This is a genomic window from Nesterenkonia sp. E16_10 (assembly GCF_017347085.1).
GTDB lineage: Bacteria > Actinomycetota > Actinomycetes > Actinomycetales > Micrococcaceae > Nesterenkonia.
Window position 1 is genome coordinate 367127 of the sequence record NZ_JADPSA010000029.1, and the last position, 14099, is coordinate 381225.

Genomic DNA, 14099 nt, shown 5'->3' on the forward strand with positions numbered 1-14099 from the left:
ACCGTCGCGTCACATCGCCGTCCGGCACCAGGTTGGCACCCTAGAATGAACCGGTGAGCGACCAGGTCCACTCGATCACTGATGCTCCTCAGAAGCACAGTGACGAGCAGCACTCAAGGATGGTGCGCTATGCGGTGTCTATGGGCATCCGCATGGTGTGCTTCATCCTTGCGGTGATCCTGCAGAACTGGATGACCTGGGTGCTGCTGGCCGCCGCGGTGATCCTGCCCTACGTGGCAGTCACCACCGCCAATGTCGGTGCCGACCGCTACATGGGGCGTCGGGAGTCCGAGGACCTGGACTCCCCCGCGATGCTGGCCACCGCCCACGAAGAGGGCGAGCCGGAAGCTGACCAGCAGTGGTGGGAAGAGGATGAGTCTGACTCCGAGAATGGCTTCTCCAACGGAGTCTCCGAGTCCCAGGTGATCCCCGGCGAGCTGGTGGGGCCCGAGCACTCGAACGATCAGGACCCGATCGATCAGGATCCGGCGACCAGAGACGACGCCCAGCCGCAGGACAGATCGAACCAGCCCCTCGATGATCAGGACATGCACCGCTGATGGACCTCTTGAACACCCTGGGCGGCGCCGGCGCGCAGCCCGGACCGCAGACTCCACAGTGCTCGCGCAAGGACTGTCGACTCGACGCGACCTGGCAGGTGCTGTGGAACAACCCGAAGGTCCATACGCCCGAACGACGCAAGATCTGGCTGGCCTGCGACGAACACCGGCCCTGGCTGGAGAACTATCTGACTCAGAGGCTGTTCTGGCGCAGCACCGAACCGCTCGACGCCGGCCCAGCCGCTCCCCGCGCCACCCCCGATGAGCCGCAGCAGGCGGACCCGTGAGGCGCTACCGGTTCCTGCTGACCCCCACCTGGCTGGGCTGGCTGGGCATCTGCGTGCTCTTCGCGGTGGCCTGCGTGTTCCTGGGCCAGTGGCAGATCGACCGCCGCGAGGTCGCGCTGGAGGAGATCAACCGGATCGTGGAGAACTACGACCAGGATCCGATCCCCTATGCCGAGGCACGGGAGCTCTTCGAGGCCGCCGACGAGCAGGATGAGTGGACCGTCGTGGAGCTCAGCGGCGAGTACCTGACCCAGGATTCCCGGCTGGTCCGCAACCGTGGACACAGCGGCTCGGTGGGCTACGAGTCTGTGGTCCCCTTCGCGGTGGCGGGCACCGAGGACGTGGTGATCATCGATCGCGGCTGGCTTCCCACCGACAGCACCGACGGATCCCAGCCCGCACTGAACCCCGCTCCGCCCGAGGGCGAGGTGGACCTGGTGGCCCGGATCCGGCCCGTCGAGCCGGAGATCAACCGGGGGGCACCCGAGGGCCAGCTGGCCTCGATCGACCTGGTCGAATACCAGGACCAGCTCGGCTACGACGTGCTGACCGGTGGCTATGGACTCATGGCCGAGGAATCCCCGGCGCCGGAGATCGCACCCCGGCAGCTCATCCGGCCCTCCCAGGATGAAGGCCCACACCTGTCGTATTCGATGCAGTGGATCACCTTCGGGCTGCTCGGCTTCATCGGCTGGGGCTATGCGGCCCGGATCCATGCCCGAAACCGGGACTACGAGGAGGCCGAGGCGCTGATCTCGGGAGAGCCACACCATGCCGAAGGCCAAGACGGGGCTCCGGTGCATGCGGCCTCCTCGGCCCCTGCCCAGGACAGGATCCGAGAGGTCAAGCGCCGAGCGCGGATCAAGACCGGCAAGCTCTCCGATGAAGACCTCGAGGACGCCTGGGTGGACCAGCGGCTGCACCGCTGAGCATCATTCCGCCGGCGGGTACTCGTCTTGGGCGCAGGACCCCACCTGCCGCCAGTGCAGCGAATTCTCGAGCTGCCAATGGGTCAGTTCCGTGCCCAGTCCCGGGCCTGCCGTGAGCCACCAGGTCTCACCCGGATTCCATCCGGCGATCACGCTGGCGGTGCCGGTATCGGTCGCAGGGCCGGTATCGCTCGCAGGGCCGGTATCGACGTGGAGGGCCCGGCCCGCCGCAGTGAGGTATCCCGCGACGCTGAGGTGCACCGCGTCATACTCCTGGGCCACCGCCGACCAATCAGGCATCACCCAGCGTCCTGCGCGGCCGGTGGTGCGATACCAGTCGTGGCGCTTCTCACCGGTGACCTCGAGCGGGAACTCTCGACACAGCTGAGCCCAGTCCTCGCTCGTGTGGATCTCGTAGACCCGCGGAGACCCCGGGATCCACAGTCTCCGGGTATGGGCGGTCTCCCAGCCGAAGCCGTCCTCCACCAGGTAGAGCACCGTAGGGGCCTGATCTGAGAAGCGGGGACTGCTCCGCAGCAGCATCCCCGGCGGACGCGACCACCATTCGCCGCTCCAGTTCGAGGTGGGATCCGCGCGACGCTCGCCCAGCGCCCGGAGCTCCATCAGCTCCTGGTCCTCGCGCCAGCTGCGCAGCACCGCAGGAGGCTCGCCCGCCCGCTCGAAGCCCGGAATGTCGGGAAACTGCACACAGGCCTGGTCGCTGAGATCCACGTCGTCCACCCACCAGGCCGCTGCGTCGGCCTCGAGTATGTGAGCGGCCACGCGGCGCAGCGAGTTCCGCAGCGGCGCAGCGGCGATCAGCTGGTCATGACCCTCCGGCTCCTGCCAATACCATGCGAGGTCGGTGGCATCACCGAGGACGAGCCGGAGCAGGTATTCCGTGGGATCCGCCAGAGCGGTGTCATCCAGCACCGCGGCGACGTCAGTCGGGGTCCGCTGCGCGACTGGTGGACGAGGCGGTTTCCGCCGTCCGAATACGGCCCTCCGCAGATAGCGACGACCCTTGAGGTCCGCGGGATACAAGGGGCCTGATGCCTCCTGGACCATCTCGGCGAGCCGGAACCACTCAGAGCCGAGCTGCTGCTCAGAGGCCAGCGCGAACTCCAGGCACAGCCGGCGACCGCGCGGGCCGGTCAGCAGCGCGTCAGGTGTCAGGGTCATCCGGTGAGCCTAGCGCTGGCAGCCCGCACGGACCAGACCGAGAATGCACACGAGACCTGCGGAGCTGCAGCTCAGACCGGGCAAGCCCGCCACCTCACGCGGGCAGGCCCACGTCTCAGGCGAGCGTGATCAGGTCCTCGTAGTCCTTGGTGTAGATATCTTCCTCACCGTCAGGCAGCAGCAGCACCCGGTCCGGGCTCAGCGCCTCGACCGCGCCCGGGTCGTGGCTGACCAGCACGACTGCACCCTCGTAGGTGCGCAGCGCGGCGAGGATCTCCTCGCGGCTGGCTGGGTCCAGGTTGTTCGTGGGCTCATCGAGCAGCAGCACGTTCGCGCTGGAGGCGACCAGCGAGGCGAGCGCCAGGCGGGTCTTCTCACCGCCGGAGAGCACCGAGGCAGGCTTGCTGACATCGTCGCCGGAGAACAGGAAGGAGCCGAGGATCTTGCGCTGATCGGTGTCATTGAGGAACGGCGCGGCGGTCTTCATGTTCTCCAGCACCGAGCTCTCGGTGTCCAAGGTGTCGTGCTCCTGCGCGAAGTAGCCCAGCTTGAGCCCGTGACCGCTGATCACGCGGCCCGAATCGGCATCGGCAGCACCGGCGAGCAGGCGCAGCAGCGTGGTCTTGCCCGCGCCGTTATAGCCCAGGATCACCACACGAGAGCCGCGGTCGATGGCGAGGTCGAGTCCGTTGAAGATCTCCAGGGAGCCGTAGGACTTCGACAGGCCCTCCGCCATGAGCGGGGTCTTGCCGCAGGAGGCCGGCGCAGGGAATCGGATGTTGGCCACGCGCTCGGCGGCGCGCTCGCCCTCGAGCCCGGCCATCATCCGGTCCGCGCGCTTGAGCATGGACTGCGCCGCGACGGCCTTGGTGGCCTTGGCGCGCATCTTCTCGGCCTGGAAGCGCAGCTGGGTGGCCTTCTTGTCCGCGTTGGCGAATTCGCGTTTGCGCCGGGCGGCGTCCTGCTCGCGCTGGACCAGGTACTTCTTCCACCCCATGTTGTAGACGTCGAGGGTGGTGCGGTTGCCGTCGAGGTAGAAGACCTTGTTCACGGTGGACTCGATGAGCTCCACGTCGTGGGAGATCATCAGGACTCCCCCGGCGTAGCTCTGCAGGTGATCGCGCAGCCACACGATGGAGTCGGCGTCGAGGTGGTTGGTGGGCTCATCGAGCAGCAGCGTGTCGGCGTCGGAGAACAGGATCCTCGCCAGCTCCACGCGGCGCCGCTGTCCACCCGAGAGGGTCTTCAGCGGCTGGGTGAGGATCCGTTCCGGAAGGTCCAGGTTGTTGCAGATCATCGCGGCCTCGGCCTCGGCGGAGTAGCCTCCGGCGGCGTCGAACCGGGTCTGGACCTTTCCGTACTGGGCCATGGCCTGGTCCCGGACGGCGTCGTCGGTGCTCATCATGTCCTGCTCGGCCTGGCGCAGCTTTGCGGTGATCACGTCGAGCTCGCGTGCCGAGAGGATCCGGTCGCGGGAGAGCTGCTCCATATCGTCGATCTTGGGGTCCTGCGGCAGGTAGCCGATGCTGCCGCGGCGCTCCACATGACCGGCGGCGGGCTGGGTCAGCCCGGCCAGCACCTTGGTCATCGTCGTCTTGCCCGCACCGTTGCGACCGACGAGCCCGACCTTGTCGCCGGAGTCGATCCGGAAGTTGACCTCGTCCATCAGCAGGCGCGCGCCGGCGCGGAGTTCAAGATTGGATACGCTGATCAACGGTGCAGCTTCCCTTCGGGCCGAACACGGTTCGCCGGCCTGACAATTTCAGATGGGTGGGTTTGGTGGACAACCTCTCTAGTGTAACGACGACGCTCGATGCCGTCGCATTCGACGTCGACACCGCCCAGGCCGGACGACGCCGAATCCTGCACCCGCTGACCCTGACGCTGGAGCAGCACCGGATCGCGGTGATCGGCGCCAACGGCTCGGGCAAGTCCACGCTGCTGCGCCTGATCGCGGGCCTGGTGGCGCCCACAGAGGGATCGCTCCAGCTCAGACCCGCGGGCGTGCGGCCGGGTTTCATCTTCGCAAATCCACAGGCGCAGCTGATCATGCCGGTGGTCGGTGAGGACATCGCGTTCTCGCTGCGCCGCAGCATCGGCTCGGCCGCAGGGCGGCGGGAGCGCAGTCGTGAGATCTTGGACACCATGGGTCTCGGGGACCGCGAGGACTCCAGCATCTACGAGCTGTCCTCCGGGGAGCGGCAGAAGGTCGCGCTGGCCGGGGTCCTGGCCGCGGAGCCGGGACTGGTCCTGGCCGACGAGCCCACCACGCTGCTGGATCTGCGCAGCACCGTGGAGTTTACCGAGCTGCTGATGGGGCTTCAGGCCCCGATGATCGTGGCCACCCATGACCTTGCGCTCGCCGCGCGCGCCGAGCGGGTGCTGGTGTTCGAGCAGGGTCGGCTCATCGCCGACGACGCTCCGGGCCCGGCGATCGCGTGCTACCGCGAGATCGCCGGCGCCGCCTGACCGAAGCCCCGACGCCACCCCCGGCCGGGTCAGGCCGGGCAGGTCAGGCCGGGTCAGGTCAGGTCAGGTCGGGTCGGATCCGGTCGGGTCAGTATGCCCCGGCCCCGCCGAAGACCGCCCGCGCGGTGCGCAGCACGATCTGGATGTCGCCCAGCAGCGTCCAGTTCTCCACGTAATAGAGGTCCAGCCGGACGCTCTCCTCCCAGGAGAGGTCAGAACGTCCGGTCACCTGCCAGAGCCCGGTGATCCCGGGTTTCACCAGCAGCCGTCGGTGGGCGTGCTCGTCATAGGTCTCCACCTCCACGGGCAGCGGCGGACGCGGTCCCACCACCGACATCTCCCCGCGCAGCACGTTGAAGAACTGCGGGAGCTCATCCAGGCTCAGTCGGCGCAGCACCGCACCGATGCGGGTCACCCGGGGGTCCTGGTGCATCTTGAACAGCACCCCGTTGCCCTCCGACCGTTCCTGGAGCAGCGAGAGATACTCTTCGGCGTTGACCACCATGGATCGGAACTTCAGCATCGAGAACCGGGAGTGGTGGATCCCCACGCGCTCTTGGCGAAAGAGCACCGGCCCGGGGCTGTCCAGACGCACCCAGAGGGCGATGCTGAGCATCAGCGGCCCCAGCATCAGCAGCGCCAGGGCGGAGAAGACGAGGTCGAAGGTGCGCTTGGTCAGCCGGGCGATCCCGGTAAGCCGGGGATAGGCCACATGCAGCAGCGGCACACCGGCGATCATATGCGAGCTGATCCGCGACCCGGCGGTCTCGGTGAGCGAGGGCACCACCACCAGGTTCACATCCAGCGCATCCAGCGCCCAGCCCAGCTCCCGCACCCCCTGTGCCGAGAGTGAATCCGTCTCGGTGAGCAGCACCAGGTCGGCCGCACTGCGCGTCACGACGTCCAGGATCTGGACGACGGCGCGCTCGCGGGTCCCTGCGTCGTCGCCGGTGTGGTCACCTGCCAGAGGGTGGGTGGCGGTCACGATCGTGCCGGTCACGGTCTTGGACCCCTGCACCGCGGAGACCACGTGACGGACCTTCCCGGGATGTCCCACCACCACCGCGCGGTGGGTCCAGAGGCCGCGGCGCCACTGGGCGTGCAGTCGGCGGCGCCAGAGGAATCGACCCAGCATCAGGCCCAGTGCGCCCACCGGCAGGGACCAGATCAGGTGCTCACGCGCGATGGGGGTCTCCAGGGCCACCAGCACCGCGAAGAACAGTCCGAAGCTCGCGGCGGTGGCGATCAGCACCCTGCGGTACTCGGTGACCCCGGCACCGATGTGCCGCCAATCCCGGGACCTGCTGACCCCCAGCGCCGTGATCCATAGCGCAGCCAGCAGCCCGGTGCTCACCGCGTCCACTCCCGGCAGGCCCAGCTGATGCCCCAGGGCGAGTGAGCCGGCGATGACGGCGAGGTCCGTGACGACCAGGCGTCTGGCGTAGCCGGTCTGCCAGCGTCGGGCCGAGGCTGGGCCTGCCGGGGCACTCATCCAGTCGAGCTGCCGCTGGGTGCTGGTGACGCCCACCGGGTTGGGCTGGGCGCTCATGGCAGGGCCCGTTCCCGCTGGGTTCGGACGGGGCTGTGGTCCGTATCCGGCAGGGATTGAGCATCGAGGGACGCATCCGCGAGGATCAGCCGGGGCAGTCCTGCGGGGTAGTCCTTCACGGCGTCGAACCCCGCCCACCAGGCCCCCAGCTGGAGGTCCACCGCGTCGGGGGTGAAGGGGTCCATCCCGCCGGAGGGGTAGGGCGTGAGCTCGCCGAACCACAGCTCACCGTCGAGGTTGTACAGATCGACCCGCATGAAGTCATAGCCGGCACCCAGTGCCTCTGCGGCGCGGACCATGTCCCGGAAGTTCTCCGGCGGTGGAGCGACCACCCCTCGTGGCGCCTCATTGGTGATGTTCAGGGCCTCCCAGTCGCGGTTGTAGAACACCTCCTCGAAGTCATCGGTGAAGCGACCGTGGTCGGTGTGCAGGATCTGGACCCGTCCGTGGAAGACGAAGATCTTGAAGTCGGTCAACGGGACCCCGGAGCCGATCCGGGCCTCGATGATGAGTTCACGCCGAGCCTGCGTGTAGGCCCACTCCCCCACGGCGATCCGGTCATAGGGACGCAGCCATCCCTTGGTCACGCTGCGAAGCTCCTCCACGGTGGTGCCGCGGTCCCCGAAGTGGACCGCCTTGCTGCGGTGGTTGGGCTTGATGATCCAGTGATCCGGCAGGCTTGCCAGGTCCAGCTGGTCCAGATCGGTGCCATGCCAGAGCGTCTCAGGTACCTGGATCCAGGGCGCGTGCTCTGCGGCGTAGTCCTTCATCGCGCGCTTGTCGCAGGTCCAGGCGATCTCGGCGCTGCGGTCCTGCAGCATTCGCTGGGTCAGGAACTCCGTGAATCGAGCCGGCCTCCTGAAGTCGCCCCAGCGTCCGAATCGGCGGCGATACATGACATGGCGCAGCAGCGGATCGGGTATCGGAGTCAGCAGTCGACGGAACGACGGGTGCATGGTGGTCACCTTTCAAGGGGAACGGCCTGTGGAGCAGGCGTCTGTGCGGGTGCAAGATCTGAGAAGTCATGGGCGGAGCGGGAGGTCGGCACCTCCGGTGAGTCCGGGGTCGAGCCAGGGGTCGAGCCAGGAGTCGCCCCAGACGTGGTTGCTGTGATCGGGCAGGTCACTTTCGGGGACCCTTCATGGCCGACGACGGCCCCTCGGTCCGACTCCTCGGGGTCTGCGACGAGCAGCCGCGGGAGACCCTCCGGGAGCTCCTCGATGGCCCCGGCCCCGGCCCACCAGGCGCCCAACTGGCGGTCCACCGACTCGGGCGTGAACGGGTCCAGTCCGCCGCCGTGATAGGGGGTCAGTTCGCTGAACCAGAGGTCGCCGTCGAGGTTATAGAAGTCGACTCGCATGGAGGCATAGCCCGCCCCGAGCGTCTCAGCCGCGCGGACCATCTCCTCGAAGTTCTGGGGTCTCGGCGAGACCGTCCCGCGGGGCGCCCCATTCCTGATGTCGAGCGGCTCCCACTCCCGGTTGTAGAAGACCGCGCGGAGACCATCGGTGAATCGTCCCTGATAGGTGAGCACGAGCTTCAGCTCTCCATGGAAGACAAACATCTTGAAGTCAGCCAGCGGCCGCCCGGCCCCGATACGAGGTTCTACGATCAGTTCTCGTCTGGCGGCGGTGTAGGCCCACTCCCCCACGGCGATCCGGTCAAACGGACGCAGCCACCCTCGCGTCACTTCTTGCAGCTCCCCCAGGGTGGTGCTGGGGTCCCCGAAGTGCACGCTGTTGCTGCCGTGATTCGGCTTGATGACCCAACGCTCCGGCAGGCTCGAGAGGTCGAGCTGGCTCAGGTCGGTGCCTCGCCAGAGGGTCTCCGGAACGTTGATCCATGGGGCGTGCGCAGCGGCGTATTCCTTCATGGCGCGCTTGTCGCAGGTCCACGCGATCTCTGGACTGCGGTCTTGGAGCATCCGCTGGGTCAGGAATTCGCTGAACCGAGTGGGGTTGTTGAAGTCGCCCCGGCGCCGGTAGCACCGCAGGTACATCGTGTGCCGCAGGAGGGTGTCCGGCAAGGGGCTCAGCAGGCGGCGAAGTGAGGGGCGCATCGTGATTACCTTTCGAGAGTGACGGGCTGCTGGGCAGACACCGGTGCCGAGGTGAGGTCGAAGGAGTCGGAATCAGGTGCGGAGGCGGCTGCGCCGTGTCCGGAGGGGTCTGCGCCGTGTCCGGAGTCGGCTGCGCCGTGTCCGGAGAGGGCTGCGCAGTGTCCGGAGGGGGACGGCGAGCTCGATGGTGTCTCGGGCTCGCGGAGCATGCGGGAGGCCATCAGAAGGCCGGGAATCACCTGGGCGATCACCACGCCCACCGCCATCGAGAGGCCCGGGGCGGCGGCTCCGAGTCCCAGCCGGATGCCCAGCAGGGTTCCCGGCACCACGAACGCGAGCAGGCACAGCGACATCGCCGCCTGGCGCCAGAATCCGCTGCGGTCGGTGAACAGGTTCACCTGGGTCAGGTGTGCGGCCTGTGCCGCCAGCGCCGCTCCGAGTCCGAGCACCACTCCCCAGGAGGGCACCAGACTGCCGCCGGTCACCAGACCTGCCACCGGGCGGGCGAAGACGATGTAGCCCACGGCCGCCCCCACGCCCAGCCCGGTGAGCATCAGGTTGGCTCGGCGCCACAGCTCGGGTGAAGGGTCCACCGCGAACCGCGGCCACAGGACCGTGGCGGCCATGTAGAAGACCGAGTAGATCGGCATATACAGCTGCAGAGCGATGGCGTACTGACTCAGCTCCAGCGGGGACGCGGCGGCGGCGAGGAGCAGTCGACCGTGCTGCTCGGAGAGCACCATGCCGGCCGTGGCCAGCAGCACCGGGAGTCCGCCGAAGAGGATGACTCTGATGGAGGTGCTCTCGGCGAGCGCCCGGCGGCGCCGACGAGACTCCAACGGCTCGGCGGGACCGGCGGGATCGAGGAGCTCGGCGGCTGTGTGGTCCTCCGGCTGGGGGGCGGGGGCAGGGATCCCGCGGATCCCGATGCGGGGGTGCAGGAAGGCCAGATAGCCGCAGACACCGAGGAAGCTCAGCGTGCTCAGCGGCAGCCCGAGCGCCAGCCAGGCCACGGGCACCCCCAGCTGGCCGAGCGTGAAGACCGCCAACAGGTTTCCCACCGAGGGCAGCAGTCCCAGCAGCACCAGCACATCCGACCGGTCCCGGCCCACCAGCACCCGCTCGGCGAGGCCCAGCGGGAGGCTCAGGAAGAACACCCCGAGCACCAGGCTCATGACCAGATCCACCTCGGGCGCCAGCGTCTCGGGGACGTCGAAGACGCTGGACCAGAACCCATAGATCCCGCTCAGCGCCGCGGCCGCGGCACCGAGGAGTCCCACCGCGAGCAGCACCAGGGCGGTGCGCCGGATCAGGGCCCGAAGGCCCTGCCGCGCCTGGGTCGAACCATCGGCCCGGGCCGTCGCCCGGGCGACGGCGGCGCCCATGCCGAGGTCTGCGAACGGAAGCGCCAGCTGCAGCTGCGCGACCAGGGTGATGAACCCGAAGGCGAGCACCCCCGCGTAGTGCACGGTGAGACCCGCCGTGGTCAGGGCGCACAGTGCGCTGATCGGCAGCACCGCGACGCGCAGACCCGCGGTGCGCACGAACATCGCGGTCCAGCTTCGCTGCAACCCCGGGTGGGACACCGCTGAACCCCGGGACTCTCGGACAGCCTTGTCTTCAGCCATGCCCGCCGACCTGCAGCATCCCGGACATGGCCACCACGACGGCGGCCGCGTGTGGGCGAGCGCGCAGACATCTCACCAGCTGACGCACTCCCTGGTTCCATGCCCCGGAGGCGAAGGCGTCGCGCGCGACCACCGAGGCCCGGAAGTCCGCACCGGAGCGTTGCGAGACGGTGGTGCCGATCGAGTCGATCCAGCGCGAGCTGGCCTTCCAGTCGGCGCTGCGCGAGATCGAGCCCACGCTGCCCTGATGCACCCTGACCAGGACTTCGGGCAGCATCGTGAGGGACTTGCCGGCTGCGTCCAGCCGAGCCAGCCAGTCCCAGTCCTGGTGCCTGGTGAGCTCCTCGTTCCAAGGAATCTGCAGTGCGGTCTCCCGGCTGCACAGCAGCGAGGAGGTCTGCATGAAGGTGCGCCGGAGTCGCAGCGTGGAGCGGTCCAGGATGTAGTCCACCACGGCCTCCGCGTCCTGCCCCTGGCCCTGATACAGCCGCTCCGGGACCACCCGGCTCGAGGTCCCGACGAGCAGCGCACGGGAGGTGACCACGGTGTCCTCCTCGACCATCGCCATCTGCAGGGCCGCCTTCTCGGAGACCCACTCGTCGTCGTCGTCGAGGAAGGCCACATGCGTCGTGCCGGATCTGCGCACCCCGAGGTTGCGCGCACCCGCGGCCCCGAGCCCTCCTGTGGTGAGGACCAGGGTGTGCGGCAGGCCGTCGAGCAGCTTCTCGACGCGCCCGGCGTTCTCGGGCCGATCCAGGACCACCAGAGCCGTGGTGTCGAAGGACTGACGCAGCACCGAGGCGACGGCGCGCTTGAGGGAACGTCGCCCCACGGTGGGAATGACAGCCGTCAGTGACGGGGCGTGCGCAGGGGCCGGGTCTGCTGCCAGCTCCGCGTCGAAGGTCGCGACCTTCCCGGTCTGAACCCGGGCGGGGGTGTCGATGCTCATCAGGCCCTCCACATCAGCAGCGCGGCGAGCTTCATGGGCTCCAACAGGTAGCGTCCGGCGAGCCTCCGCGGGTCTGTGGCCAGGCGCCACGCCCACTCCAGTCCCATCGCGCCGAGCCGGCGAGGGGCGAGGGACTGCGTGCCGCCCAGCTGGTCCAGCGCGCCGCCCACGGTGGCGATGACCGGAACGTCCACGCGTGAGGCGAGCTCGTCGGCGATCCGCTCCTGCAACGGCATGCCCATGCCGATCAGCAGCACCTGCGGGTCGTGCTCCCGGATGGTGTCCGCGACCTCTTCGAGGTTCTCCGCGCGCCAGGGGTCACCGGGGATGGCCTGCCAGTCGACCTCGCCGTCCAGGGAGCGCAGATGCTTCAGCACCGCGGCGCTCGCGGAAGGCGTGCCCCCGAGCAGAGAGACGCGGTGGATCCCCTCAAGGTCCGCCAGGCCCTCCACCCAGTCGGTGGAGCCGATCCGATGTTCGGTGCGCAGCGGCACCCGGAGCCCGATCCGCATCAGGGCCAGCAGCGGCATGCCGTCGACGACGACGGCGCCGGCCCGGTCGTAGAAGTCGCGGAACTCCGGCAGGTTGTGCCAGAGGTAGACGGAGTGCAGGTTGTGCCCGGCGACGAGCATCCGGCGGTGCTCCTGGGCGGCGTCGCGGATGTGGGCCAGCAGCTCCTCCCTGCGCAGCGGAGTGACGTCGACGTTGAGCAGCGGAACGATCAAGGACGGGATGACAGTCATCTCAGGTCTCCTCAGGGATGGATCGATGGTGCAGGGGGCGAGGCCGGTGAAGCCCTGCTGGGTCACCTGGCCGGGGGTGCGGCAGCCTGGCTCGGCCGACAGGAAGGCGGCGGCGGGGCCTGGGGTCGGAGCAGCCATGAGGACAGATCACGTCCTGTCCTGAGGCAGCGAGAAGATATGCGGGCTGCGCGGGGCGGCCTCGGAGAGCGTCAAGGTGCCGTCGGGGAGCCGACGTCGTCGCGCCCAGGGGAGTCCGGAGTCCTGGGCACTCAGGTTCCGCCCGGAGTTGTGGGGACCTGCATCGGGTCCGGGTCCGGCATCACGACGTCGTCGGCGTGAGCGCGAGGACCGAGGGTCTCGCAGGCTGTCCGGTCCGCGCAGCGGAACCCCGGTGAAGACCACCCCCACGAGTCGAGCGCGGGCGCGGGTCAGCAGCTCGAGGCCGGTGCCCAGCTGGGCCCGGGTGACCTCGCCGTAGCGCGCCACCATGATCACACCGGTGGTGATCTGAGCCAGCAGTGCCGCATCGGATTCGTTCAGCAGCGCCGGCGTGTCGATCACGGTGACGTCGTAGGTCTCGGCGCAGCCCTCGAGCAGTGCCGCCATGGCGTCGAGGTTGGCGGGTTCCAGGCCCTGGACCGTCCCCCGGCCGGCCGGGAGGACGTCGAGACCGGGTTCGGCGTCGGTGATGACCACGTCTTCGAGGTACGCCCGTCCGGCAAGCACCTCGCTCAGCCCGGCCGGGGTCAGATCGGTGAGCCGGCCTGCTCCCGAGGTCGTGGCGCGAAACCAGGACACCAGGTCCGGGTTCGTGAAGTCCGCCCCGATCAGCAGGGTGCGGCGGTCCCCGTCCACCAGGGCTCGGGCCAGGTTCACCGCCACGCTGGTGCGACCCTCCTGCTCCACGGCGCTGGTGATCACATAGGAGCTCGGGGTCCCTGGTGGCTTGCCGAACATCAGGCGTCGGCGCATCTCCCGGAAGGGTCCCGTGGCGTCTACAGACCTGGGATCCCGGCGCCGCTTCTGCCCCGCAGGTGCGCGCCGGATGACGCCGATCAGCGGCGCTGCGGTGAGGTCCTTGAGATCCTGTGGAGTCCTGACCGAGGTGTCTCGGGCTTCCCGCAGAAATGCCAGGGCAAGGCCCAGGAGGAGACCGAGTGCCAGGCCCGTGCCCAGCGTGATCTCCGGCCGCGGGCTCTGTGGACGCGCCGGTGCTTCGGCTTCCTGGACCACGGCGAGTTCGACGCCGGCCTCGCCCTCGGTGGCCGGGGCATCGCCTGGAGTCTCGATCTCGGTGACCAGCGCTTGAAGGCTGGTGACCGTCGCGTCGGCGATCTCGGCGGCCGCCTGGGCCTCCCCGGCCGATACGGTGATCCTCACCAGCGAGGTGCCGCGGGGAACCGTGGCCTCGATGTCCTGCGCAAGCGCGGCGCTGGAGGTTGGCAGCCGCAGGGCCTCGATGACAGGTTCCAGCACGGCCGGTGTTGTGACCAGGTCCGCATAGGTCTGGGTCCGCTGTCCCGCGAGGGCGCTGCCCTGGGGGAGCTCCTCTGAGTTCTCCCCCGTGGCGGCCGAGACATAGATCGTGGTGGTGGCGGCGTAGATGGTCGGCTGCCAGGCGTAGACGCCGACCGAGACGGCCACGGCGAGGAGCACCGTGAGCAGGATGGAGGCCCATCGACGGCGGCAGGTCCGCACAGAGTCGTGCATGGTCATGAGCGACAACTTCCCGGTGCAAGGTCAG

Annotated in this window: 13 protein-coding genes; 4 read left to right on the plus strand and 9 right to left on the minus strand. The window is 68.8% G+C overall.

Features of this window, described 5'->3' with window-relative positions; all coding sequences use genetic code 11:
• Window positions 1–53: 53 nt before the first annotated feature.
• From I2487_RS10345 to I2487_RS10355, 3 genes are read left to right on the plus strand one after another with little or no spacing between them, the layout of a single operon-like run.
• Window positions 54–560 carry a DUF3099 domain-containing protein gene (locus I2487_RS10345; RefSeq protein WP_207171688.1) on the plus strand — a complete coding sequence of 169 codons (507 nt, stop codon included), beginning with the start codon at window positions 54–56 and terminating at the stop codon, window positions 558–560.
• On the plus strand, window positions 560–847 hold the full coding sequence (locus I2487_RS10350) for an acetone carboxylase (RefSeq protein WP_207171686.1): 288 nt from the start codon (window positions 560–562) through the stop codon (window positions 845–847). Before I2487_RS10345 ends, I2487_RS10350 begins: the two co-directional genes overlap by 1 nt.
• Window positions 844–1776 (plus strand): SURF1 family cytochrome oxidase biogenesis protein, encoded by a 933-nt coding sequence (locus I2487_RS10355; protein ID WP_207171684.1) that lies wholly within the window; start codon window positions 844–846, stop codon window positions 1774–1776. The genes I2487_RS10350 and I2487_RS10355 overlap by 4 nt, the downstream gene beginning before the upstream one ends.
• A 3-nt stretch (window positions 1777–1779) precedes the next feature.
• On the opposite strand, the gene I2487_RS10360 is transcribed toward I2487_RS10355, so the two are convergent.
• Complete coding sequence (locus I2487_RS10360; RefSeq protein WP_207173038.1) at window positions 1780–2958, minus strand: hypothetical protein; 1179 nt, start codon at window positions 2956–2958, stop codon at window positions 1780–1782.
• 115 nt (window positions 2959–3073) lie between these two features.
• Window positions 3074–4672: an ABC-F family ATP-binding cassette domain-containing protein gene (locus tag I2487_RS10365; RefSeq protein ID WP_207171676.1), complete on the minus strand. Its 1599-nt coding sequence runs from the start codon at window positions 4670–4672 to the stop codon at window positions 3074–3076.
• Between the two features lie 65 nt (window positions 4673–4737).
• Here I2487_RS10365 and I2487_RS10370 point away from each other — a divergent pair, with 65 nt between their 5' ends.
• Window positions 4738–5427: an ATP-binding cassette domain-containing protein gene (locus tag I2487_RS10370; protein WP_207171674.1), complete on the plus strand. Its 690-nt coding sequence runs from the start codon at window positions 4738–4740 to the stop codon at window positions 5425–5427.
• A gap of 88 nt (window positions 5428–5515) precedes the next feature.
• On the opposite strand, the gene I2487_RS10375 is transcribed toward I2487_RS10370, so the two are convergent.
• The 7 genes from I2487_RS10375 to I2487_RS10405 form a co-directional block, all read right to left on the minus strand.
• Window positions 5516–6976, minus strand: a complete 1461-nt coding sequence (locus I2487_RS10375) for a sugar transferase (RefSeq protein ID WP_255546175.1) — start codon at window positions 6974–6976, stop codon at window positions 5516–5518.
• A complete protein-coding gene (locus tag I2487_RS10380; RefSeq protein WP_207171672.1) occupies window positions 6973–7932 on the minus strand; it encodes an ATP-grasp fold amidoligase family protein in 960 nt (319 codons plus the stop codon). Before I2487_RS10380 ends, I2487_RS10375 begins: the two co-directional genes overlap by 4 nt.
• A gap of 5 nt (window positions 7933–7937) precedes the next feature.
• Window positions 7938–9035 carry an ATP-grasp fold amidoligase family protein gene (locus I2487_RS10385; protein WP_207171670.1) on the minus strand — a complete coding sequence of 366 codons (1098 nt, stop codon included), beginning with the start codon at window positions 9033–9035 and terminating at the stop codon, window positions 7938–7940.
• Between the two features lie 5 nt (window positions 9036–9040).
• Window positions 9041–10663, minus strand: a complete 1623-nt coding sequence (locus tag I2487_RS10390) for an oligosaccharide flippase family protein (protein ID WP_207173039.1) — start codon at window positions 10661–10663, stop codon at window positions 9041–9043.
• Entirely contained in the window at window positions 10656–11612 is a 957-nt protein-coding gene (locus I2487_RS10395; protein ID WP_207171660.1) for a glycosyltransferase family 2 protein, read from the minus strand. Before I2487_RS10395 ends, I2487_RS10390 begins: the two co-directional genes overlap by 8 nt.
• A complete protein-coding gene (locus tag I2487_RS10400; protein WP_207171658.1) occupies window positions 11612–12355 on the minus strand; it encodes a WecB/TagA/CpsF family glycosyltransferase in 744 nt (247 codons plus the stop codon). Before I2487_RS10400 ends, I2487_RS10395 begins: the two co-directional genes overlap by 1 nt.
• Window positions 12356–12502: 147 nt before the next feature.
• A complete protein-coding gene (locus I2487_RS10405; protein WP_207171656.1) occupies window positions 12503–14071 on the minus strand; it encodes a tyrosine-protein kinase domain-containing protein in 1569 nt (522 codons plus the stop codon).
• Window positions 14072–14099 lie beyond the last annotated feature (28 nt).